Annotated in this window: 16 protein-coding genes; 7 read left to right on the forward strand and 9 right to left on the reverse strand. The window is 75.8% G+C overall.

The window, feature by feature from the left end; translation table 11 throughout:
- Window positions 1-50 precede the first annotated feature (50 nt).
- Both ACI781_RS04360 and ACI781_RS04365 read right to left on the reverse strand, forming a co-directional pair.
- Entirely contained in the window at window positions 51-1,466 is a 1,416-nt protein-coding gene (locus ACI781_RS04360) for an amidase (RefSeq protein WP_456564845.1), read from the reverse strand.
- On the reverse strand, window positions 1,463-1,816 hold the full coding sequence (locus tag ACI781_RS04365) for a winged helix-turn-helix transcriptional regulator (RefSeq protein ID WP_456564846.1): 354 nt from the start codon (window positions 1,814-1,816) through the stop codon (window positions 1,463-1,465). The genes ACI781_RS04360 and ACI781_RS04365 overlap by 4 nt, the downstream gene beginning before the upstream one ends.
- A 105-nt stretch (window positions 1,817-1,921) precedes the next feature.
- Between ACI781_RS04365 and ACI781_RS04370 the strand changes: the two genes are divergently transcribed.
- The gene (locus ACI781_RS04370) at window positions 1,922-2,578 is read left to right on the forward strand and encodes an FMN-dependent NADH-azoreductase (RefSeq protein WP_456564847.1); all 657 of its coding nucleotides are present in this window, start codon (window positions 1,922-1,924) and stop codon (window positions 2,576-2,578) included.
- A gap of 7 nt (window positions 2,579-2,585) precedes the next feature.
- On the opposite strand, the gene ACI781_RS04375 is transcribed toward ACI781_RS04370, so the two are convergent.
- The 5 genes from ACI781_RS04375 to ACI781_RS04395 all read right to left on the reverse strand — a co-directional run bounded on the left by ACI781_RS04375 (window position 2,586) and on the right by ACI781_RS04395 (window position 11,943).
- Window positions 2,586-5,192, reverse strand: a complete 2,607-nt coding sequence (locus tag ACI781_RS04375) for a SpoIIE family protein phosphatase (RefSeq protein WP_456564848.1) — start codon at window positions 5,190-5,192, stop codon at window positions 2,586-2,588.
- Window positions 5,193-5,419: 227 nt separating this feature from the next.
- Entirely contained in the window at window positions 5,420-6,211 is a 792-nt protein-coding gene (gene yaaA / locus ACI781_RS04380) for a peroxide stress protein YaaA (protein WP_456564849.1), read from the reverse strand.
- 155 nt (window positions 6,212-6,366) lie between these two features.
- On the reverse strand, window positions 6,367-7,473 hold the full coding sequence (locus ACI781_RS04385; protein WP_456564850.1) for a spore photoproduct lyase family protein: 1,107 nt from the start codon (window positions 7,471-7,473) through the stop codon (window positions 6,367-6,369).
- 127 nt (window positions 7,474-7,600) lie between these two features.
- Window positions 7,601-10,993: a bifunctional lysylphosphatidylglycerol synthetase/lysine--tRNA ligase LysX gene (gene lysX / locus ACI781_RS04390; RefSeq protein WP_456564851.1), complete on the reverse strand. Its 3,393-nt coding sequence runs from the start codon at window positions 10,991-10,993 to the stop codon at window positions 7,601-7,603.
- Window positions 10,994-11,139: 146 nt separating this feature from the next.
- Entirely contained in the window at window positions 11,140-11,943 is an 804-nt protein-coding gene (locus ACI781_RS04395) for an exodeoxyribonuclease III (RefSeq protein WP_456564852.1), read from the reverse strand.
- A 125-nt stretch (window positions 11,944-12,068) separates the two neighbouring features.
- Here ACI781_RS04395 and ACI781_RS04400 point away from each other — a divergent pair, with 125 nt between their 5' ends.
- Window positions 12,069-13,724 carry an LCP family protein gene (locus tag ACI781_RS04400; protein WP_456564853.1) on the forward strand — a complete coding sequence of 552 codons (1,656 nt, stop codon included), beginning with the start codon at window positions 12,069-12,071 and terminating at the stop codon, window positions 13,722-13,724.
- A gap of 120 nt (window positions 13,725-13,844) precedes the next feature.
- Window positions 13,845-14,045 (forward strand): hypothetical protein, encoded by a 201-nt coding sequence (locus ACI781_RS04405; RefSeq protein WP_456564854.1) that lies wholly within the window; start codon window positions 13,845-13,847, stop codon window positions 14,043-14,045.
- Window positions 14,046-14,307: 262 nt separating this feature from the next.
- Here the strand turns inward: ACI781_RS04405 and ACI781_RS04410 are convergent, their stop codons facing one another.
- Together ACI781_RS04410 and ACI781_RS04415 are read right to left on the reverse strand one after the other, a co-directional pair.
- A complete protein-coding gene (locus ACI781_RS04410) occupies window positions 14,308-15,954 on the reverse strand; it encodes a carbamoyltransferase family protein (RefSeq protein WP_456564855.1) in 1,647 nt (548 codons plus the stop codon).
- A gap of 97 nt (window positions 15,955-16,051) precedes the next feature.
- On the reverse strand, window positions 16,052-17,989 hold the full coding sequence (locus ACI781_RS04415) for a RecQ family ATP-dependent DNA helicase (RefSeq protein ID WP_456564856.1): 1,938 nt from the start codon (window positions 17,987-17,989) through the stop codon (window positions 16,052-16,054).
- Between the two features lie 116 nt (window positions 17,990-18,105).
- Between ACI781_RS04415 and ACI781_RS04420 the strand changes: the two genes are divergently transcribed.
- From ACI781_RS04420 to modB, 4 genes are all read left to right on the forward strand, one after another.
- Window positions 18,106-20,139: a DUF222 domain-containing protein gene (locus tag ACI781_RS04420; protein ID WP_456564857.1), complete on the forward strand. Its 2,034-nt coding sequence runs from the start codon at window positions 18,106-18,108 to the stop codon at window positions 20,137-20,139.
- A gap of 364 nt (window positions 20,140-20,503) precedes the next feature.
- A complete protein-coding gene (locus tag ACI781_RS04425) occupies window positions 20,504-20,896 on the forward strand; it encodes a TOBE domain-containing protein (RefSeq protein WP_456564858.1) in 393 nt (130 codons plus the stop codon).
- Between the two features lie 40 nt (window positions 20,897-20,936).
- Window positions 20,937-21,743: a molybdate ABC transporter substrate-binding protein gene (gene modA, locus ACI781_RS04430; protein WP_456564859.1), complete on the forward strand. Its 807-nt coding sequence runs from the start codon at window positions 20,937-20,939 to the stop codon at window positions 21,741-21,743.
- The gene (gene modB, locus ACI781_RS04435) at window positions 21,740-22,759 is read left to right on the forward strand and encodes a molybdate ABC transporter permease subunit (protein WP_456564860.1); all 1,020 of its coding nucleotides are present in this window, start codon (window positions 21,740-21,742) and stop codon (window positions 22,757-22,759) included. The genes modA and modB overlap by 4 nt, the downstream gene beginning before the upstream one ends.
- The last annotated feature ends 14 nt before the right edge of the window (window positions 22,760-22,773 follow it).

Below are 22,773 nucleotides of genomic sequence, written 5' to 3' on the forward strand. Positions count from 1 at the left end.
CGAGGTCGGGCGGTCGGAGGATCCGGGGCCGGGCGGTCCCGGGGGCGACGTCAGAGGGACGGCGGCGGGAACGGGCCGCGGGCCCGCTCGAACGCCGCCCCGACCTCCAGGGCCCGCCGGTCGGCCCGCGGCGCGGTGACCACCTGCAGCCCGACCGGCAGACCGTCGGGCGTGCGGCCGGCCGGCACCGACAGCGCCGGGCAGCCCGTCGGGGTGATCAGGGTGCAGGAGCGCATCCACTCCAGGTAGGTGCCGAGCGCGACGCCGTCGATCTCGGTGGGGTACTCCTGCGCCACGGGGAAGGGCAGCACCTGCGTGGTGGGCGCCAGCAGGACGTCGTAGCGCTCGAAGAAGTCGACGACCCGCCCGTACAGCCGGGTGTGCTCCTGCTCGGCCCGCGCGACGTCGGCCCCGGTGAGCCCGGCCCCCTGCGCCACGTTCCACCGGATGGTCTCCTTGACCTGGTCCGGGGCGCGGCGGGACAGCTCGCCGAACGCGGCCTCGAACAGCCACGCGCGCAGCGTGCCGAAGACGTCGTCGGCCCCGCTGAGGTCCGGGCAGGCCTCCTCGACCTCGGCGCCGAGGTCGCCGAACACCGCGACCGCCGGCGCCAGCGCCGCCCGCACCGCGGGGTCGACGGCGATCCGGCCGCCGAGGTCGGGCGCCCACGCCACCCGCAGCCCGGCCAGGTCGCCGGCCAGCGGGGCGGCGAAGGACGCGCCGTCGTCCTCCAGCGCGATCGGCACCCGCGGGTCGGGCCCGGCGATGGCGGCGAGGGTGAGCGCGACGTCGCCGACGGTTCGCCCCATCGGCCCCTGCACGGACAGCTGGGACCAGGCCATCGGCGCCGGCCAGGTCGGCACCCGGCCGGGGGTCGGGCGCAGGCCGACGACGCCGCAGAAGGCGGCGGGGTTGCGCAGGGAACCGCCCATGTCGCTGCCCTCGGCGACGGCGACGAGCCCGGCGGCGAGCGCGGCCGCGGCACCGCCGCTGGAGCCGCCCGCCGACAGCCCGTGCCGGTAGGGGTTGTGCGTGGCGCCGAACAGGGTGTTGAAGGTGTGCGACCCGGCGGCGAACTCCGGGGTGTTGGTCTTCCCCACCCGCACCACGCCGGCCCGCCGCAGCCGCTCCACCACGAGCTCGTCGCGCAGCGGGACGTGCTCGGCGTGCAGCGGGGAGCCCCAGGTGGTGCGCATGCCGCCGGTGGCGTGGGTGTCCTTGTGCGCCGCCGGGAGCCCGTGCAGCGGCCCGACGGGGTCGCCGGCGGCCAGGGCGGCGTCCGCGGCGTCGGCCGCCGCCCGCGCCCCCTCCGGGTCCCGGGTGACGATCGCGTTGACCACCGGGTCCACCCGCTCGATGCGGGCCAGGTGCGCCTCGAGCAGCTCGCGGGCGGACACCTCCCGGGCCCGCACGAGCGCCGCGAGTTCGGTGGCCGGCCGCAGGCACAGCTCCTCGTCGGCGGTCACAGCGCCTCTCTGCACCCCTCGACCGGGAGGTTGGCCCGGGCCCACTCGGTGAGGTGGTCGAGCACGGGCAGCAGGGCGGCACCGGCGTCGGTGAGCTCGTAGGTCACCGCGACCGGCGGGCCCGGGTCGACGGCCCGGTGCACCAGCCCGGCTGCCGCCAGCTCGGTCAACCGGTCGGACAGCACCGAGTCGCTGATCCCCCCGACCGCACGGCGCACCCCGCTGAAGGTGGCCGGGCCCCGGGTCAGCACGCCGATGATCAGCCCATTCCAGCGCTTGCCGAGGAAGCCGAAGGCGCGGCTCAGCGCGTCGTCGCACGCCTGCGGGGTGTGCAGGGCCTCCTCGGACACGCGCTCATCCTAGGCGACCCGACCCGGGAGTCACTTCGCTTCCCGAAGTGCTAGCCTTCTCGAAGTACTAGCAGTTTCCTAGCAACTTCCAGAGAGCGAGCACCCATGTCCCTGTTCCGACTGGACGCCAGCATCCGCGTCGAGGGCTCGGCCAGCCGCGAGATCGCTGACATCGTCGAGGCGGGGTGGCGCGAGGGCGACCCCTCGGCCCCCGTGGTCCGTCGACACCTCGGCACCGAGCCCGTGCCGGCCACCGCCTGGGCCGCGGCCGTCACCGGCTCTGCCACGCCGGCCGAGGAGCGCACCGCCGAGCAGGCCGAGGCCGTGGCCCTGGCGGCCACGCTGACCGACGAGCTCGTCGACGCCGAGGCGCTGCTGTTCGCCGTGCCGCTGTACAACTTCGGCGTCTCCCAGCACTTCAAGACCTGGGCCGACCTGGTGATCACCGATCCGCGGATGGGTCCCGGCGCGCCGCCGCCGCTGGCGGGCAGGCCCGCCGTCCTCGTCACCGTCCGCGGCGGCAACTACTCCGCGGGCACTCCGCGCGAGGGCTGGGATCACGCCACCTCCTGGATGCGCCGCATCCTCGAGGACGTCTGGCAGCTCGATCTGCGCGTGGTCGAGCGCGAGTTCACCCTCGTCGGCGTCAACCCGGCCCTGGACTCCTTCGCCGACGTCGCCGCCGAGCTCAAGCAGGCCGCCGAGCGGGAGGCCGCCGCGCACGCGCCGCACCTGCGCGGACGCGGGTCGCTCGCCGCCTGACCGGCGGTCAGGCGGTCGCGGGGTCGTCGGGCACGACGGCGGACACGCGGTTGGGACCGGCCTCGGCGGGCCGCGGCCGGTCCTGCCGGTGCAGCCGGACGGCGACCAGCGCGACGTCGTCCTCGGGCCGGCCGTCGACCAGCCGCTCCAGCACCTCGTCCAGCAGCTGCTCCAGGGGCAGGTGGGCGAGCTCCGCGAGGGTCTCCCGCAGCCGCCGGATGCCGGCGTCCAGGTCGGAGTCGCGGCGCTCGACGAGCCCGTCGGTGTAGAGCAGCACCGTCGAGCCCCGCTCCAGGACGAGCTCGTACTCGCGCCGCGCCGTGCCCGAGTCCACGCCCAGCAGCAGGTCGCCGAGCCACGAGGCCGGCTCCCCGACGCTGCCGTCGGGGCGCAGCACCAGCGGCGGCAGGTGCCCGGCGTTCGCCCAGCGCAGCCGGGTCAGGCCGCGACGCAGCTCGTCGTCGGTCTGCTCCAGCCGGGCGACGGCCGCGGTGGCCAGCACGTCGGTGCCGAGCACGGCCATCGAGGCGTCCAGGCCGCGCAGCACCTCGGCCGGGGCGGCGTCGCTGTAGGTGGCGATGCCGCGCAGCAGGCCGCGCAGGTGCCCCATGGCGGCCGCGGCCTCGGTGTCGTGGCCGACGACGTCACCGATGACGAGGACGGTGGCCCCGGAGGACTGCAGGAAGGCGTCGTACCAGTCGCCGCCCACCCGGGCCGCCTCCGCGGCGGGCAGGTAGCGCACGGCGATCTGGGCGTGGTCCGGCTCGGGCGGCTCGGTGAGCAGGCTGCGCTGCAGGCCCTCGGCGAGCTGCTGCTGCTGCCGGTACAGCCGGGCGTTGTCCAGGGCCAGCCCCGCCCGGTCGGCGACGTCCTGGGCGGTCGCCAGGTCCTCCTGCCGGGGCGTCCAGCCCGGCCGGAAGAACAGCGTGAGGACGCCGAGGGTGCGGCCGCGGGCCCGCATCGGCAGCACCACCCCGCGCTCGGGGGCGAGCTCGGCCAGGGCGTCGTGCGCCGTGCCCGGGGAGAGCAGGGCCAGCACCTCCTGACCGGCGGCGTGCACCGGCTCCCCCGAGAGCAGCGCCCGCGGCACCGGTGCCGTGGCGGGCATGGCGTCGAGCCGGTTGCCGGCGTAGCGGGCGACCAGGTCGCGCCGGTCCGGGTCGGCGTGCCAGTGGCCGGCGTCGCGCAGCCGGCCGTCGTCGTCGACCAGGGTGACGATGCACCACTCGGCCAGCGCCGGCACCACCAGCCGCGGCAGGTGCCCGGTGGCGCCCTGGACGTCCAGCGTGCCGGACAGCTCGGCGCTCACCTGGGCGAGCAGGGCCAGCCGCTGGGCGGCCCGCTCGGCCCGCGCCTGCACGTTGCGGCGCTCGGTCACCTCGGTGAAGTAGACCGACAGGCCCTCGGGGCTCGGCCAGGCCCGCAGCTCGAACCAGCCGTCCAGCGGCGGCGGGTAGTAGGCGTCGAAGGTCGCCGGCCGCCCCGTCCGGACGGCGGTGCGGTACCGCTCCTCGAACACACTGCCCACCGTGGCGGGGAAGGCGTCCCAGAGCAGCTCGCCGAGCAGGTCGTCGCGGGAGTGCGACAGCAGCCGCTCGGCCTCGGCGTTGACGTAGGTGAACCGCCAGTCGGGGTCGAGGGAGTAGAAGCCGGCGGGCATGGCCTCCAGGACGCGGGTGACCCGCACGTCCCGCGCCCGCCGCTCGGTGGTGTCGTAGGCGGACCCGAGGAAGCGCAGCGGTGCCCCGTCGGCGTCGCTGACGGTCCGCCCGCGGGAGTGTGCCCAGCGGATCTCCCCGCTGGGCAGGATGATCCGGTACTCGACGTCGAGCACGCCGCGGCTCTCCACGGCCCCCTGCAGGGCCTCGGTCACCCGGGCGAGGTCGCCGGGGTGCAGCCGCGCGCTGAACGCGTCGATGGTGGCGGTGAAGGTCTCCGGCGTGTAGCCGAACATCGTGATGAGCCGCTCGTCCCAGGACAGCTCCCCGGTGCGCAGGTCCCAGTCGAACGCGCCGACCCCGCCGGCGTCCATCGCCAGCCGCCAGCCGAGCCGGACCTGCTCGTACTCCCGGGCCAGCGCGTCCAGCTCCAGCTCGGTGGCGGCGGAGGCGGCCAGCTGGGCGAGCAGGCCGGCGTCGGCGTCCGTCCAGTCCCGCGGGAGGGGGTCGAAGACGCACAGCGTGCCCACGGTCTGCCCGTCGGGACCGGCCAGCGGCGCGCCGAGGTAGGCGCCGATCCGGCCGCCGGTGACCCAGTGCAGCTCGCGGACCCGCTCGTCGGTGGCGGCGTCGCCGATCACCAGCGGGGCGCGCTGGGCGACGGCGAGGCTGCAGAACGACTCCTCCACGGGCATCTCGGTGCCCACGGTCGCCTCGGCGTCCCCGGCCGCGCCGGCCACGAGGAGCACCTCGTCGAGCAGGTTCACCTGCGCCGACCGTGCCCCCAGCAGCTGCGCCGCCAGGGCGGAGATGCGGTCGAGGGCGGGGTTGCCGGCCTCGGCGGGCCGCAGCCGCAGTGCGGCCCGGATCCGCGCCGCGTCGACCCGGAGAGCGGCGGCGGCACGGGCGGTCGCCGGTCCGCCGGCGGCGGGCCCCGGCGGCGCGGCGTCTGGCACGGGCTCTCCTCTGCCCCGGGGGACGCGCTGCGGGCCGCCGCTGCGCCGCCCCGGTGTCGGGACAGTTATGACATGCCCATGGGGCCGGGGCAACAGCCGCGCCGGACCCGGGGCCTGCGCCCGCTCGGCCCGCCCGGCCCCCGGCTCGGCCGACCCCGAGAGCCGTCAGACCCCGCCCGGCCTCGGTCCCGGCTCACCTGGTCGGCCGGCTCATCTGGTCGGCCAGCTCACCTGGTCCGCCGGGTCACCTCGTCCGCCGGGACGACCAGGGTCAGCGCGCTGCCGCCGTCGTGTTCCACGTGCAACCCCGCCCGGCGCAGCAGCGCCCGCAGCCGGACGACGTCCGCGGGCTCGGCCGTGGTGGTGGCCAGCAGCCGGGCGACCCGGCCCTTGTGCGCCTTGTTGAAGTGGCTCACCACCGACCGCGAGCCGTCGGGGCGCTCGCTGAGCACGTCGACGGTCACCGCGCCCGGCACCGGCGCCAGCGCCTGGTAGGAGCCGCTGCGCAGGTCGACCACGAGCTCGCCGGCGCTGGCCAGCACCGGGGAGAGCAGCGGCTTCCACAGCGCCCGCAGCGTGGGGAGGCCGGGCAGCACGGTGCCGGCCGAGAGCCGGTAGGCGGGGATGGCGTCGGCGCCGCGGACCAGCCCGAACAGCGCCGAGCCGACGGCCAGGCGGCGGTCGGCGCGGGCGCGCTGGGCCCGGGTCAGCGAGCGGACGTCGAGGGCGTCGTAGAGGACGCCGGTGTAGCGCTCGAGCGCCGGCAGGGTGGGCGCCGTCCGCAGGCTGCCGTTGCGTGCGGCCTCGCCGGTCTGCTTCGCCGACAGCCCGAGCACCGAGCACGCCAGCGCCGGGTCGGCGGCCAGGCAGGTCAGCGCCTCGACCAGCCGCTCGCGCACCGGCGTGAGCTCCGGCGTGGCCAGCGTCGCCAGGTCGAGCGGGGCGCCGTCCCCGCCGGGGTGCTTGGTCTCCGACGGGGGCAGCAGGACGAGCACGAGGCGCCAGCCTACGGCGGGCACGGGAGGCCATCCCCACGTCCGGGAGAAGCCGGCCGGGCCCGGGGCGAGCCCGGCCGGCATGGGAGGCGATCCCCACGTCCGGGGGCCCGAGACGAGGGGATGGCCTCCCATGCCTGGAGAGGGGACGACGGCGGGGCTCAAATCCAGGACGGGGCTCAGGTCCAGTAGAGGAGGCGCGCTGCGGGGAGGCGGGCGGGGAGCTCGCGCTCGAACCAGCTGCGCAGCTCGGCCATCGTGTCCCTCGGGTACACGTGCTTGACCGAGCCGAACCGGCCGCGCTTGGTGGTGCGCCGCTCCTCGTCCATCTCCAGCCTCGTCCGCGGGTACCAGTCCAGCAGGGTCTGCTTCGAGCCGGGCGTGAACCGGTGGGTGATGCACTCGACGGTCAGGTCGGCGCCGGCCGGCAGGGCGGCCGCGGCGGCGTCGAGCAGCTCGCCGTACTCCTCCCGCCACCCCGGCACCGGCATGATCGGCGCGATGGTGAGCCCGACGGGGTAGCCGGCCGCGGCGACGGCGCCCAAGGCGGCCAGCCGGGCGGGCACCTTCGCCGTCGCCCCCTCGAAGCGGCGGTCGACCGACGCCGCGTTGACCGAGGAGCGCAGCCGCGTCCGCCCGCCGTGGGGCAGGTCGAGCAGGCCCGCGACGTCGTCGAACTTGGTGGTGGCGCGCAGCTGCACGGGGCCCGGCCAGTCATGGGTGCCGAAGTGCTCGACCATCCGCGCGAGCCCGCCGGTCAGGTGCTCCAGGGCCAGCGGGTCGGTGTAGCAGGACGCCTCGAACGTCGTCCCCTCCTCGCCGCGCCCGGCGGTGCCGGAGGTGACGGCGCCGCGGCCGACGTAGCCGTCCAGCCCGTCGAGCACCTCGTCGAGGTCGGCCCACACCCGGGTGATCGGTGGCCCGGACAGCGAGCCGGCGAGGTAGCAGTACTGGCAGTGGGCGGGGCAGCCCTCGGCGAGGTCGAGCCGGAAGTCCGCCGACGGTGGGATGGGCTGCAGCGCCCGCTTCGACGGTGGCGGGACGACCAGCGCCATCGTGTCCTTGGCCGCCATGAAGGCCGCGCGGTCGCCGTCCCCGCGGAGGTTCGGGAGCCGGTCGCCGCGCAGCAGCTCGATCGCGTCGACCCCGGCCGCCTCCAGCCGGGCGATGACGCGCTGCCCGTGCGGGCGCTCGGCCGCGGAGCGGGTGACGAGGACGCGGGAGGGGGTCCACAGGCGGGCGGGGGAGGGGGCGAGCACCGGGGTGGTCATCGCCTCGTACAACACCGGCGGACGACGGTCCCGCCCCGCGGGGGAGGTGAGGTCGAGCACCCGTGGCACCCGACCACCCACGGCCCGGACCACCCTGACTACCCCGGGCAGCGCCGCACCGCGGCGGGGCCGCCCCGGCGGCTCAGCGCCGGCGGTCGGGGCGCACGAAGGGGAACGCCAGCGTCGAGCGCACGGTGCCGCCGGTCAGCAGCATGACCAGCCGGTCGACGCCGAGCCCCAGGCCACCGGTCGGCGGCATGCCGTGGGCGATCGCGCGCAGGAAGTCCTCGTCGAGCTGCATGGCCTCCGGGTCGCCGGCCGCCGCGCGCAGCGACTGCTCGGTGAACCGGTGCCGTTGGTCGACGGGGTCGGTCAGCTCGGTGTACGCGGTGCCCAGCTCCATGCCGAAGGCCACGAGGTCCCAGCGCTCGGACAGCCGCGGGTCCTCCCGGTGCACCCGGGTCAGCGGCGAGGTCTCCAGCGGGAAGTCGGTGTAGAAGGTCGGCGTCGTCGTCGCGGGCTCGACCAGCGCGTCGTACAGCTCGAGCACCGCCTCGCCCGCGCTCGCCCGGGCCGGTACGTGCACGCCCAGGCGACGGCAGACCGCGAGGACGTCCTCCTTCGGGGTCCCCGGGTCCAGCTGCACGCCCGTCGCGCGGCTGACCGCCTCGTGCACCGGCACGACCGGCCACGGGCCGGACAGGTCGACCGGCCCGGTGTCGGGCCGCATCGCCACCGGCGCGCCGTGCATGGCGACCGCCGCGGCGACGATCAGCTCCTGGGTGAGGGTGCGCATGACCGTGTAGTCCGCGTACGCCTGGTACACCTCCAGGGAGGTGAACTCCGGGTTGTGCGTGGCGTCGGCGCCCTCGTTGCGGAAGTTGCGGCCCAGCTCGAACACGTTCTGCAGGCCGCCCACGCACAGCCGCTTGAGGAACAGCTCCGGCGCGATCCGCAGGTACAGGCCCATGCCGTAGGCGTTGATCGTCGTGGTGAACGGGCGGGCCTGCGCGCCGCCGTGCACCGCCTGCAGCACCGGCGTCTCCACCTCGCTGAAGCCGCGGCCGGTGAGCAGGTCGCGCAGCGCCCGCACCGCCCGGCTGCGGGCGAGCACGGTGGCGCGCGAGGGCTCGTTGACGATCAGGTCCAGGTGCCGCTCCCGCACGCGGGCCTCGGGGTCGCTGAACGAGCCCCGCAGCCCCGGGACCGGCTCCAGGCACTTGGCGGCCATCGCCCACGAGTGCGCGACCACGGACAGCTCGCCGGTGTCGGAGGCGACGACCTCGCCGGTCACGCTGACGACGTCGCCCAGGTCGACGCCCCGCCGCCACGTGCGGATCGAGTCCGTGCCGACGGCGTCGCGGGTCAGCATCACCTGCAGCAGCGCGCCCTCCTCCTGGAGGACGGCGAACACCAGGCCGCCGAAGTCGCGGACCGCCCGCACGCGCCCGGTCACCGACTCGGTGCGGCCGGTGCGCGTCCCGGCCGGGAGGCCTGCGTGGGCCGCGCGCAGGGTCCGGACGTCGCAGGTCCGGGGCACCGACGCCGGGTAGGGCTCCATGCCGGTGGCGCGAAGGAACTCCATCGCCGCGCGCCGGTCCCGCTCCTGCTGGGTCAGCCGCGGGCCGTCGACGCCGCGGGCCGCCGCCTGCCGCTCCAGCTCGGCGACGGCCTCGGCCAGCGGCACCGTGCGGCCCTCCTGCGTCACGGTCCGCTCGCCGGTGTCGGGGACGTCGGCGCCCCACAGCGGGAGGAAGCCCTCGGCGGCCATCGAGGCGACGGCGACGCGGGGGAGGGTGAAGACGGTGTCGTAGCAGATGTAGCGCGGCTCCCAGCGGGGCCGGTAGCGGGCCGTCGTCCGGTAGAGCGACTGCAGCTGCCAGAAGCGCGAGGCGAACACGAGCGCGGCGTTGCCGGTGCGGACCAGGGGGCCGGCGCCGACCCGCTCCGCCGCCTCGAAGATGCCCCGGAGGACCGCGAAGTTGAGCGACACGCGCGCGACGCCCAGGTCCGGGCAGGCGCCGATCGCGGCCGCCACCATCGCCTCGGTCAGGCCATTCTCCGCGTCCGGGTCGTGCCGCATGAGCTCCAGCGACAGGCCGTTGGTGCCCCACGGCACGAACGACAGCACGCCCTGCAGCCGGCCGGCGGGGTCGCGGGCGAGCACGGCGACGCAGTGCCCGTCGGCCGGGTCCCCGAGCCGGTTGAGGGCCATCGAGAAGCCACGCTCGGGCTCGTCGCCCCGCCACGCCTCGGCGCACCGCGCGATCTCGGCGAACCCGTCGTCGCCGAGGTCGGCGTGCCGGACGACCGTGAGCGTGTACCCGGCCCGGGCCACGCGGTCGACCGCCCGCTGCACGGGCTGCAGTGCCGAGGAGCGCAGGGAGAAGGACCGGACGTCGACGACCGCCTCGTCCCCGATCGGGATCGCCTTGAGCCCGGCGGCGACGTAGGCGCGGGCGCCGGCCTCGCTGACCCCGAGCACCGCCGGGTACCAGCCGTAGGTGCGCGCCTCGGCCAGCCAGTCGCGGATGGCCGGCGCCCAGGCGTCCGGTGACCCGACCGGGTCGCCGGAGGCCAGGCTCACGGAGGCCAGGACGCGGTGGGTGACCGCCGCCCGCCGCCCGGGGCCGAACACCACGGACTTGTCGCGGCGGGTCGCGAAGTAGCCGAGCGAGTCGCGGCCGCCCCAGTCGGCGAGCAGGCGGCGGACGTCGAGCTCGTCCTCCGCGTCGAGGAAGGGCTTGGCGCGGGCGGCCCGGAGGAAGACGACGGCCGCGACGACGAGCGCGAGGCCCGAGAGCAGCCCGACGACGGCGGCGACCCACTGGTGGCCCTGGTGCAGGGTGCCGGCCGCGTCCAGGCGCCCGGTGTCCACGCCGACGACGACGCGCAGCGCCCACAGCACCCGCTCGCCCGCTCCCTCCAGGCTGCGCGGGAACAGCCAGGTGAGCAGCAGCGAGACCGCGGCGGAGACCGCCAGCCCGACGAGCAGCACCAGCGGCGCCGCGCGGCGCGAGGGGCGGTACAGGCGGGCGGGGAAGGCCGGCCGGGCGGCCCACACCACCGGGGCGAGGACCAGCGCGCTGACCGTGACGACCCCGAGCTCGACCCAGTCCCAGGCCGAGAACTGGCGCAGCAGCGAGCCCCCCTCGTTGCTGAGGGCCAGCAGCACGACGGCCGCCGCGTCGAGCAGGGCCAGGACCTGGAAGAGGAACAGGACCCAGGCGCCCAACCGCATCCGGCGGTGCAGCGTGCCCGCCAGCAGGAACAGCAGGGCCAGGTTGAACAGCGTGGGACCCACCGGCAGGTTGACGATGCCGAAGAGGGTGTCCCCGAGGTCGCGGAACGAGCCGCGCGCGACGATCGACAGCAGGGACCAGATCGCGGCCAGGCTCACGACGGTCCCGGCGGTCCGCGCGAACCGTTCCTGCCACGGGCGTGCCCCCGCCGCCGGGCGCGCGGTCCGCGCCGGGCCCGGCTCCGGGACGGCGGGAGGTGCAGCCGTCGGGGCCGGCGCGGACGTGGTTGCCATGTGGTCGCTCCTCGGGTCCTCGCTCGTCGGGGCGCGGGTCCCCGTGACGCCGCTGCTGGGGGCGCCTGTCCCTGCAACGTCGCAGGCCGGGGCGTCGTCCCCGGACCCCCGCGCCGGTCCGGGGCGGCGCGGTCGGGCCCGCAGGCTCAGCCGGCCAGCTCGACGACCACGGGCGCGTGGTCGCTGGCGCCCTTGCCCTTGCGCTCCTCGCGGTCGATCCGGGCGCCGGAGACCTGCCGGGCCAGCGCCGGTGAGCCGAGCACGAAGTCGATCCGCATGCCCTCGCGCCGCGGGAAGCGCAGCTGGGTGTAGTCCCAGTAGGTGTACACGCCCGGCCCGGGGGTGTACGGGCGGACGACGTCGGCGTAGCCGGCCTCGACGACGGCGCGGAAGGCCTCCCGCTCCGGCGGCGACACGTGCGTGGAGGCGCTGAAGACCGACATGTCCCACACGTCGTCGTCCTGCGGGGCGATGTTCCAGTCGCCCACGAGCGCGATGGGGGCGTCGGCGTCCTCGGTCAGCCAGCCCCCGGCGGCGACGCGCAGAGCCTCCAGCCAGGCGAGCTTGTAGTCCAGGTGCGGGTCGCCGAGCTGGCGGCCGTTGGGCACGTACAGGCTCCACACCCGCACGCCGTCGCAGGTGGCGCCGAGCGCGCGGGCCTCCGGCGCCGGGTCCACGCCCTCCTTGGCCGACCACGACGGCATCCCGGGGAAGCCGACCTGCACGTCGGAGAGCCCGACCCGGGACAGGACGGCGACGCCGTTCCACTGCGAGTGGCCCACGTGGGCGACCTCGTAACCGAGCTCACGGAACCGGTCCTCGGGGAACTGGTCGTCCCGGCACTTCGTCTCCTGGAGAGCCAGGACGTCGACGTCCGAGCGCTGGAGCCAGGCGACCACGCGGTCGACTCGGGATCGGATCGAGTTGACGTTCCACGTGGCCAGGCGCACGCCTGACGAGCTTACGTATCCACCCGATGGGGGTAACCGGCCCTCGTCGTCAGCGGGCGCGCCTCCCGTGACCTGGACGGATGGGACCATGGCCTGATGAGCACCGAGCGCGCAGGAGTGCGTGCGTGACCGACGCGGACGACGCGACGCGGCCCATCGGGTCCGCGCGGGCCGACCTGCCGCCGGTTCCCGCGCCCGGGTCCCGGCGCTCCCGCCGGGCGGACCGGCGCACCGCCGCCGGCTCGGGCTCCCCGGCGGAGGACACGGCGGCGGAGGCGCCCCCGCGGCGGCGCGGCCTGGCGGCCGTCCTCGGCTGGACGGTCGCCAACGCGGTCCTGCCCGGCACCGGGTTCCTCGCCGCCGGGCGCCGCCGTACCGGGCTCGCCGTGCTCGCGGCCTTCCTGCTGCTGGTCGGCGGCGGGGTCTGGCTGGCCACGGCCGGGCGCTCGACGGCGGTGCACATCGCCGTCGACACGGTGCAGCTGCGCTGGCTGCTCGCCGGCGTGGTGGCCGTCGCCCTGCTGTGGGTGGCGGTCGTCGTCCTCGGCTACCGGGCGCTGCTGCCGCGGCCCGCCTCGCGCGGGCGGCACGTCGTCGGCGGGCTCCTCGTGGCCGCGCTGGTCGCGGGGGTCGTCTACCCCGCCTACCTGGTTGGCCAGGTGGCGGTCGCGCAGACCGGGCTGATCGACGACGTGTTCGCCGACGACCGGCAGTCGGCGACCGTGGTGGACGAGCCGGACCCCTTCGCCGACCAGCCGCGGGTCAACGTGCTGCTGCTCGGTGGGGACGGCGGCGAGGGCCGGGACGGGGTGCGCACCGACACGGTCATCGTGGCGAGCATCGACACCCGCACCGGCGACACGACGCTGTTCAGCCTGCCCCGCAACCTGGAGGAGCTGCCGTTCCCGCCGGACAGCCCGCTGGCCGAGGTCTACCCCGACGGCTTCGAGGGCAGCAGCGAGAGCGAGGGGCTGCTCAACGCGATCTACCGCAACGGGCCGGAGGCGCACCCGGGCATCCTGGGCCCGACCGACGACCCGGGCGCCGACTTCCTCAAGCTCGGCGTCGGTGAGGCGCTGGGCCTCGACATCGACTACTTCGTGCTGGTCAACCTCGACGGGTTCGCGCGCTTGGTCGACGCGCTCGGCGGCATCACGGTCAACGTCAACTACTACGTGCCGATCAACGGGATCACCGGCCAGGAGCTGCCGGACGGCTACATCGCGCCGGGGCCGGACCAGCACATGGACGGTTTCACCGCCCTGCAGTTCGCCCGCGGCCGCTACGGGCTCACCGACTACGACCGGATGGCCCGCCAGCGCTGCACGATCGACGCGATCATCGACGCCGCCGACCCGCTGACGCTGCTCCGCAGCTACCAGGAGCTGGCCGCCGCGACCCGCGACATCGTGAGCACCGACATCCCCCGCTCGGCGCTGCAGGACTTCGTCGAGCTCGGGGACGAGGTGAAGTCCGGGGAGGTGACGAGCGTCGTGTTCGACAACACCGTGATCGACCCGGCCTACCCCGACTACGACAAGATGCGGATCATCGTGCTGGCCGCGCTGTCGCCGGAGGCCGTGCCGAGCTCCAGCGCCCCGCCGTCGCCGGCGGGGGAGACGCCCCCGGCCGGGGAGACGCCCCCGGCGGGGGAGACGCCCCCGGCGGGGGAGACGTCCGCCTCGCAGCCGATCACCGACGTCGGTGACGCGTGCGCCTACGACCCGGCGCGGGCCGCCGCGGCGCGGGCCGCCGGCGAGCCCCCGAGCAAGGCCGGCTGAGGTCCCGGGCACCGGGGCGCGCGCCCGCTCGGGGCCGTCCTGGCCGGCCGTGGGGTGGCAGTCGGGTGTGACCGGTACGACACTCGGCCGGGACGGAGCCGACCGAGGACGGGAGCGCACGTGAAGCTGGACAAGCAGGAGCTCGTCAGGACCCTGCGCACCGAGGGTGACAACGACACGGCGGACAAGGTCGAGGCGCAACTGCCCGACCAGATCGACACCGACGCCGACGCGTCCGCGCTGGAGGCGGTGGGGCTGGACCGGACGCAGCTGATGGCCAAGCTGGCCGGCGGCTCGTTCGGGACGACGCTCAGCCCCTGAGCGGCCCGGTGCCCGCGAGCGGCGGGGCTCCTCCGAGCGGCGGGGCACCTGAGCGGCGAGGCGCCGGGGCATCGGGGGCGCTCCCGGGTGACGGGCACTCCCGTGCGGCGGGGCACCTGAGCGGCGGGGCACCCCGGGCCGGGGTGCCCCGCCGCTGCCGCGTCCGGGCTCTGCAGGCCGGGGGAGCGGTGCGCCGGCGCGGGCCACCCGGTCCTCGGGAGACCTACCCGGCGGGCGCGCTCGGGCCACTCCCGAGGTCGGCTCAGCCGGCGAGCGTGGACCTCCGCCGGCGGACCACGAAGGGACCGATCGCCAGCAGGTCCACCGGGGCCGAGCCGAAGCACTCCAGGGCGTCGCGGGGGTCGTCGACCATCGGGCGGCCCGCGGTGTTGAGGCTGGTGTTGACCACGACGGGCAGGCCGGTGCGTCGTTCGAAGCACTCGAGCATGCGGGCGACCAGCGGCTCCTCGGCGCGGTCGACGGTCTGGATCCGCGCCGTCCCGTCGACGTGCGTGACCGTCGGGATGCGGTCCTTCCACTCCTGCGCCACGTCGTGCACGAACAGCATGTAGCGGGAGGGGATCGGCCCGCGGCTGAAGATGTCGGCCGCCCGTTCGGCCAGCACCATCGGGGCGACCGGGCGGAACTGCTCCCGGCCCTTCACGTTGTTCATCCGCTCCAGGTTGGCCTCGTAGCCGGGGTGGGCCAGCAGCGAGCGGTGCCCCAGCGCGCGCGGCCCGAACTCGCTGCGGCCCTGGAACCAGGCCACGATGCCGTTGTTCGCGAGCATCTCTGCGACGGCGTCGGCCACGTCGCGCGGCCGCTCGTACTCGATGGCGGCGGTGTCGAGCCACTGCTGGATCTCCTCGTCGGACCAGCCGCGGCCGAGGTCGGCGCCAGGCATCGGCTGGGTGGTCTCCCCGAGGCCACGGGCGACGTGCAGGGCGCTGCCCAGGGCGGTGCCGGAGTCGCCGGCGGCCGGCTGCGCCCACACCTGCTCGAACGGTGTCTCGGCGAAGATCCGGGTGTTGGCCACGCAGTTGAGGGCCACCCCGCCGGCCAGGGTCAGAGTGCGGTCACCGGTCTGCTCGTGCAGCCAGCGGGCGAGGTCCAGCAGCACCTCCTCGACGCGCTGCTGGACGCTCGCGGCCAGGTCGGCGTGGTCGGGCGTCCAGTCGTCGCCCTTGGTCAGCCGCGGGGCGTACTCGCTGAAGTCGATCCTCGGCGTCCGGAAGCCGCCGTCGTCCGTGACGACGATCAGCTCCGACAGCTCGCCGAGGAACCGCGGCTTGCCGTAGCTGGCCATCGCCATGACCTTGAACTCGTCGCTGCTGCGCAGGAAGCCCAGGTGGTCGGTCAGGTCCTCGTAGAGCAGGCCGATGGAGTGCGGCAGGGCCTGCCCGGCGAGGATCTCCAGCTGCCCGTCGGTGTAGCGGCCGGCCAGGTGGCTGTGCGCCTCACCGCGGCCGTCGAGCACGAGCACCGAGTTGTCGGCCGTGGGGGCGCCCAGACCCGCGGAGGCGGCGTGCGCCACGTGGTGCTTGACGAACCGGACCTTGGCCGGGTCGAGGCCGGGCAGCGCGTGGGCCAGGAACTCCGGGGCCTTCTCGGCATACATCTTGCGCATGACGTCGCCGGGGTCGTTCAGCCCGGACTCCTCCGGCGTCCCCATGAGGGCGGGGTCGAAGGAGTACGCGACGGCGTCGAGGTCCTCCGGCCGCAGGCCCGCCTCGGCCAGGCACCAGGCGGCCGAGAGCTCCGGCAGCTCCCACGCGCTCCAGGGCAGCGGCCGCTTGCCGTGCTTGCGCCGGCTGAACCGCTCCTCCTCCGCGGCGGCCACGATCCGGCCGTCGACGACCAGCGCTGCCGCCGGGTCGTGGTAGATCGCGTTGATGCCGAGGACCTTCACGCGTGCGCTCCTCACTCCCGGGCGCGACGCCCGGCTCTGCTGGTGATCCTCGGGGTGGGACGCCTGCTCCGCAGGCCGAGATCTCTGACGGGTGGGCTCAGGCCGGTGTGCGCGGGCGCAACAGGTCGTTGGCGAGGACGGCGGCCAGTCCGAGCGTCTTGTAGCCGACCTCCTCGAACAGGACGACGACGCGGTCGTCCTCCACGCGCATGACGACCCCCGGGCCCCACTCGCTGTGCTCCACCGCGGTCTGGGCGGCGAAGGGGCTGTCGTCGCCCTCCGCGGCCGGCTGCTCGCGGGAGGACCCGGCCGAGCAGTTGTCGCAGTTCCCGCAGGGCTCCTCGAGCTGCTCGCCGAAGTAACCGAGGAGGAACTGCCGCCGGCACTCGGTGGTCTCGGCGTATCCGCGCATCATCTCCACCCGGCTCTGGTCGACCCGCTCGTGGTGCTCGGCCAGCTCGCGGGCCGCCGCGGCCGCCTCCGCCGGTCCGGGACCGCCCTCGGCGGGATGCGCGGCGCCGTCCTCGTCCAGCACGACGGCCGACACCTGCTCGAGCAGGTTCAGGTCGCGGGCCAGGGGCGTCGCGCCGCGGCCGGTCTCCTCCCGCAGCTGCGCGATCTCCACGCCGTCCTCCACTCCGGCGACGGGGGCGGCCGCGACCAGGCCGGCCACCTGCTGCAGCTCCTCCTCGGCGGGTGCCCCGGCGGCGAAGAAGCGGCGCAGTCCGAGGTCCTCCTGCCGGTAGACGAGCACTGCCAGGGCCGGCTCGCCGTCGCGGCCGGCGCGGCCGATCTCCTGGTAGTAGCTGTCGACGGAGTCCGCGGGCTCGGCGTGCACGACGAAGCGGGTGTCGGGCTTGTCGATGCCCATCCCGAAGGCGGTGGTGGCGACGACGACGTCGAGCTCGTCGTCCATGAATGCCCGCTGGGTGTCCTCGCGCTCGCTCTTGCCCAGGCCCGCGTGGTACGGCCGGGCGCGCAGCCCGCGCTCCGTGAGGTCGTTCGCGACCTCCTCGGTGCCCTTGCGGGTGGCGCTGTAGACGATGCCCGGGACGTGTCCGGCGCCGACCTCGGCGAGCACCCGGTCGAGCACGGCCTGGTGCTTGCCGTGCGCGTCGGCGTGCTGCTCGACCTCCAGCCGGATCTCGGGCCGGTCGAAGCCGGCGACGACCACGGCCGGGTCGCGCATGCCCAGCCGCTCGACGATCTCCGCACGCACCGGCGGTGCGGCGGTCGCGGTGAGCGCCAGCACCGTGGGATGACCCAGCTGCTCCACCACCGCGCCCAGCCGCAGGTAGTCGGGGCGGAAGTCGTGCCCCCAGGCCGAGACGCAGTGGGCCTCGTCGACCACGAACAGTGCGGGGCCGGCTGCCGCCACGGCTTCCACGATTTCGGGCTTCGCCAGCTGCTCGGGAGCCAGGAACAGGTAGCGGACCGTTCCGTCCGCCAGACCCTCGAGGGCCGCGCGCTGGTCGCCGGCCGAGAGGCTGGAGTTCAGTTGGGCGGGGCGCCCGGTCAACCCGTCGAGGTCCTCCAGGCGCTGCACCTGGTCGTGCTGCAGCGCGATCAGCGGGGACACGACGAGTACTGGCCCCTCGAGGAGCTGGCCGGCGACCTGGTAGACCGCGGTCTTCCCGGCGCCGCTCGGCAGGACCCCCAGGGTGTCGCGCCCGCCGAGCACCGCCTGCATGGCCTCCTCCTGGCCGGGGCGCAGGTCGTCATAGCCGAGGACGTCGCGGGCGACCTCGCGGAGCCGGCGGGTGCGGACGGCAGCGGTCTTCCCCGCCGGGTTGTGTGGCACCCGGTGCCGCTGCCCGCGGTCGGAGATCGGCAAACGACGGGCGCCCGGGCGGAGCTCTCCCGTTCGGCGCCGCTCCCGGGGCCAGGCGTCCTGTGCGCGTCGCCGGCTGCGAGCGGCGGCGTCGGGGGTGTCCCTCGCTGCGGTGGTCGGGAGGTCGGGTCCGCTGGTGCGGTCGGTGCGGTCGGTGCGGTCGGTGGCGTCGAGGGCGTCGAGGGCGTCGAGGGCTGTCCGCATGCGTCGACGATGACCGACGAGGGGCGGAGGCAGGGAGATCCATCCACAGGCGGACTCGTCGTCCACAGATCTGTTTGCGCTGGTGAGCGGCCGGTCCTGAGGCTATGATCGAACATGTGTACGAGATCGGATGGGTCGACGAGGGCGGCGTCGAGTCGCTCGTGGAGGTTGCGCTGGCCACCCGGCTGCGCGCCCTCCCGGCCCGGATCGACGTCCGCCGCCCACGCGGCGTCTGGATCGTCGACGCCGTGCACGGCCGCCGGGGGTGCGGGCCGGTGCGTCCCGTGGCGGGATCGGCTGGTCCCGGTGAGCGGCCGGAGGTGCTGAGCCGGCCGGACGTGCCACCCCAGGAGAGCGGATCCGGCCGGGTGGCGGAGGTGCCGGACGACCCCCGGGCCCGCCTGCTCGACGAGGGCGCCAGGTGGCTGGACGTGGCCGTCGAGACGGAGCGGGGGCTCGCCCAGCTGGCGGGTGCGCGCGTGCGCGCCCTGGCGGCCTTTGCCGGATGCCGCCCGGCGTCGTGGGATCGACAGCCAGGGGAGAGGGGCGCGGCGTCGGTAGTGACTCGGGCGTCCCGGCCGGCGGCGCTGACCGCGGTCAGCGAGTGGGCGGTGGCCGAGATCGCCGCCCGGTTGCAGGTGTCCACCTCGGCGGCAGCGACGCTGCTGGTCGAGGCCGTGGAGATGGCCGAGCATCTGCCGGGCACCCTGGCGGCCCTGGAGGCGGGGGACATCACCTGGGCGCAGGCCCGGGCGCTGGTGGAGCTCGTGCGCCCCGTGGCTGCGGACAAGAAGTCCGCGGTGGAGGCGCGGGTGTTGCCGCGGGCGCCGCGACAGACGGTCGCCCAGCTGCGTGAGTGCACCCGGCGGGCGGTGGCCCGCATCGACGCCGAAGCTGCGGTGCGACGGCTGACCGCGGCGATCCGGGGGCGGAAGGTGTCCCGGCACCCGGCCGAGGACGGCATGGCCGTGCTGTCCGCGTCGCTCCCGGCGCCGGTCGCCCGCGCTTGCTGGGAGGCGCTGCGCGCCCATGCCGTGGCCTGCGCGACGGGCGAGGACGGCAACCCGGATCCTCGCAGCCTGGACGAGCGGATGGCCGATTGCCTGGCCGATCTGATCCTGCGGCCGGACGCAGACGGCCGCTCGCCTGTCCAGGTCCTGCTGACTCTCGTCGCCGGCGTCGACACCCTGACCGGGGTCGGCCCGGATGCGGACGAGCCCGGCGAGCTCGATGGCGACGCCGTTCCCGCTGTGCTCGTGCGGGAGATGGCCCATGCCTTCCGCCTGCTGCCCCGGCCGGGCGTCGAGCCGCACCGGCGGCCCACTTCGCTCGCGCCCGAGCCCGTTGCTGCGCTGGAGCGGGGCGTGAGGGTTGCGACGGGAGATGCCGGCGTCGTGCCGGCTCCGGCTGAGGCATTGGCGTCCACGGGTGGCGCGGCCCGGGCGGCTGAAGCGGCGTCGACGGGCGGCGCGGACGGGGCGGAAGGGGCGGCGTCCACGGGTGGCGCGGACGGGGCGGAGCAGGACATTGCGCAGCTGGGTCTGGCCCAGCTCCTGGACCTGCGCCGACTGGAGGGCGCCGCTCTCGCGGAGCGTCCGCGGATCGCCGTGACCGAAAAGCTGACCGGCTGCCTGCTCGCGCTCACCAACACCGTCGAGCTGAGCAGCGCGGCCAGCGAGGGCCGGGGGCTGGGCCCTCCGGGCGAGACCGCCGGCTATCGGCCTTCCCGTCCGCTCGACCGGTTCGTCCGGCTCCGGGATCGGCGCTGCCGCTTCCCCGGCTGCCGTGCCCGCGCGCGCCGCGGCGACCTCGACCACCGCGTGCCGCACCCGCACGGCCCGACCGCGCACCACAACCTCGAGAGCTTGTGCGAGCACCACCACCGGCTGTCCCACCAGGCCCCGGGCTGGCGCCTCCAGGGGGCGCCCGGCGATGGGCTGGTCTGGGTCCTGCCCGGCGGTACGACGATCACCACCGTGCCCCCGCGCTTCGGGACCGACGGCAGCCAGCCCTCGTCCACCGGTGGCAGCGAGCGGGGTCCGGCAACGGATTGGCGGCGGCTGTCCCCGACGGAGCGACGTGAGCGGCTGCGTGAGCTCGTGTGCGGGCGACCTGCCGCCAGGAGAGACGGGCCGGCGCCCCCGTTCTGACGGTCGCCGGTGGCAGGCGGCCGGTTCGTCGTGCGGGGGGATCGGGGTGTCGCACCGAGGTGTGCGGGCCGATCGGTCAGCAGTGCTGCGGTGCGTGAGTCCATCGGTCAGCGGTGCGGGGGGTGTGAGGGCGGTCGGTCAGCAGTGCCGAGGGTTCGAGGGCGGTTAGGTCGTCTCATCCAACGGAGGCGTGCGGGCGGCTGGCCTCGTTGCGTCGGGCGGAGACGTGCGGGCGGCCGTCCTCGTCGGCCGCTCAATGGACGGCGCGGAGTCGGGTCGCGCGTCTCGACGCGGCACGCCTCCCGGGGTCCCGTCCGAGCGGCCATCCTCCTGGTGGTGGGCGTGCTGGCTACCGTCTCCGGTCATGGCCAGTTACCGGATCGCCGAGGCCGCCGAGCTGCTCGGGGTCAGCGACGACACGGTCCGGCGGTGGATCGACAGCGGCCGCCTGCCCGCCTCGCGCGAGGGCGGTGGGCCGGCGGTCGTCGACGGTGCCGCCCTGGCGGGTGTGGCGGCGGGCCTGCACGAGGCGCCCGAGCCCGGCGCGACACGGCACTCCTCGGCGCGCAACCGATTGGCCGGGATCGTCACGCGCGTCGTCCGGGACACGGTGATGGCCCAGGTGGAGATCCAGGCCGGCCCCTTCCGCGTGGTCTCGCTGATGTCCCGGGAGGCCGCCGACGAGCTGGGCCTGGACGTCGGGGTGCGCGCCGTCGCCACGGTGAAGGCCACCCAGGTCAGCGTCGACGTGCCCTGATCCGTGCGTGCGGGCCGATCGAGCCGCTAGTGTCCCGCGCATGCGGATCCCCACCCGTTTCCTGGTCGCCGCGTCCGCGGTCGCGCTGCTCGTCGGCTGCGGAGCGGACGGCGACACCGGCGCGGCGGGGGACGGCGGCAGCGGCGGCGGGGGCGGCGGGGGCGGCGACCTCACCGGCACGCTCACCGTCTTCGCCGCGGCCTCGCTCACCGACGTCTTCACCGACCTCGGCGACCGGCTCGAGGAGGACCACCCCGACCTGGACGTGCAGTTCAACTTCGCCGGCAGCTCCGCGCTGGCCACCCAGATCACCCAGGGCGCGCCGGCCGACGTGTTCGCCTCGGCCAACCCCGCACAGATGACCGTCGTGACCGATGCCGGCCTGGCAGACGGCGACCCGCAGGTCTTCGCCTCCAACGTGCTCGAGATCGCCGTGCCGGAGGGCAACCCCGCCGGCGTCACGGGCCTGGCGGACTTCGCCCGCGAGGACCTCACGCTCGCCGTGTGCGCCCCGGAGGTCCCGTGCGGGTCCGCCGCCGAGGACGTCCTCGCGGCCGCGGGGGTCACCGCCGTCCCGGACACGCAGGAGGAGGACGTGCGCGCCGCCCTCACCAAGGTCGAGCTCGGCGAGGTCGACGCGGCCCTGGTCTACGCCTCGGACGTCGTCTCCGCCGGCGACTCCGTCGAGGGCATCGCGTTCCCCGAGGCCGACGACGCGGTCAACGACTACCCGGTATGCGTGCTGGCGGACGCCCCCAACGCCGCGGCGGCCCGGGCGTTCGTCGACCTCGTGACCTCCGGCGAGGGGCAGGCCGCCCTGGCTGACGCCGGCTTCCGGACGGCGTGAGCGGCTCCCAGGACGCCGAGGCCCAGGACGCCCAGGCCCAGGACGTCCAGGCCCAGGACGCCGCGGCCCAGGACGCCGAGGCCCCGGACGTCCAGGCCCAGGACGTCCAGGCCCAGGACGTCCAGGCCCAGGACGCCGACGTCCCGCCGAAGAGAGTTGCGACCAGCCGGGGCCGTGCGAACGGTCCGAGCCCCCAGCGCCGCCGTCGGCGAGCGCGGCGCCGGGACGGCGGGGTCCCCCTCCCCCTGCTCGTCCCCGCGGCCCTCGGCGTCGCGTTCCTGGTGCTCCCGCTGGCCGGGCTGCTCGTCCGCACCCCGTGGAGCGAGCTCTGGCCGCACCTGACCGGCCCGGGCGTCGGCGAGGCGCTGCGACTGTCCCTGCTGTCGGCGACCCTGGCCACCGCCGTCTCCCTGGTGCTCGGCGTGCCCCTGGCCTGGGTGCTCGCCCGCTCCCGGGTCCGCGGCCGCGGGGTGCTCCGGGCGCTGGTGACGGTGCCCCTGGTGCTGCCACCGGTGGTCGGCGGCGTCGCCCTGTTCCTGGTGCTGGGCCGCCAGGGCATCATCGGCCGCTGGCTGGACGAGGCGTTCGGCCTCACCATCCCGTTCACCACCACCGCCGTCGTCATCGCCGAGACCTTCGTCGCGATGCCGTTCCTCGTCATCAGCGTGGAGGGCGCGCTGCGCGCCGCCGACGCGCGCTACGAGGAGGCCGCGGCCACGCTGGGCGCCGACCGGTGGACTACGTTCCGGCGCGTCACGCTCCCCCTCGTGGCACCCGGCATCGCGGCCGGGGCGGTGCTCTGCTGGGCGCGGGCGCTGGGCGAGTTCGGCGCGACGATCACCTTCGCCGGCAACTTCCCCGGCACGACGCAGACGATGCCGCTGGCCGTGTACCTCGCCCTGCAGCGCGACCCCGACTCGGCGATCGTGCTCTCCCTGGTCCTGCTCGCCGTCTCGCTGGCCACGCTGCTGCTGCTCCGCGGCCGGTGGCTGGGCCGCGCCGGGGCGGCGCCGTGAGCCTGGCCGCCGCG

This window comes from Blastococcus sp. SYSU D00695, assembly GCF_054050555.1.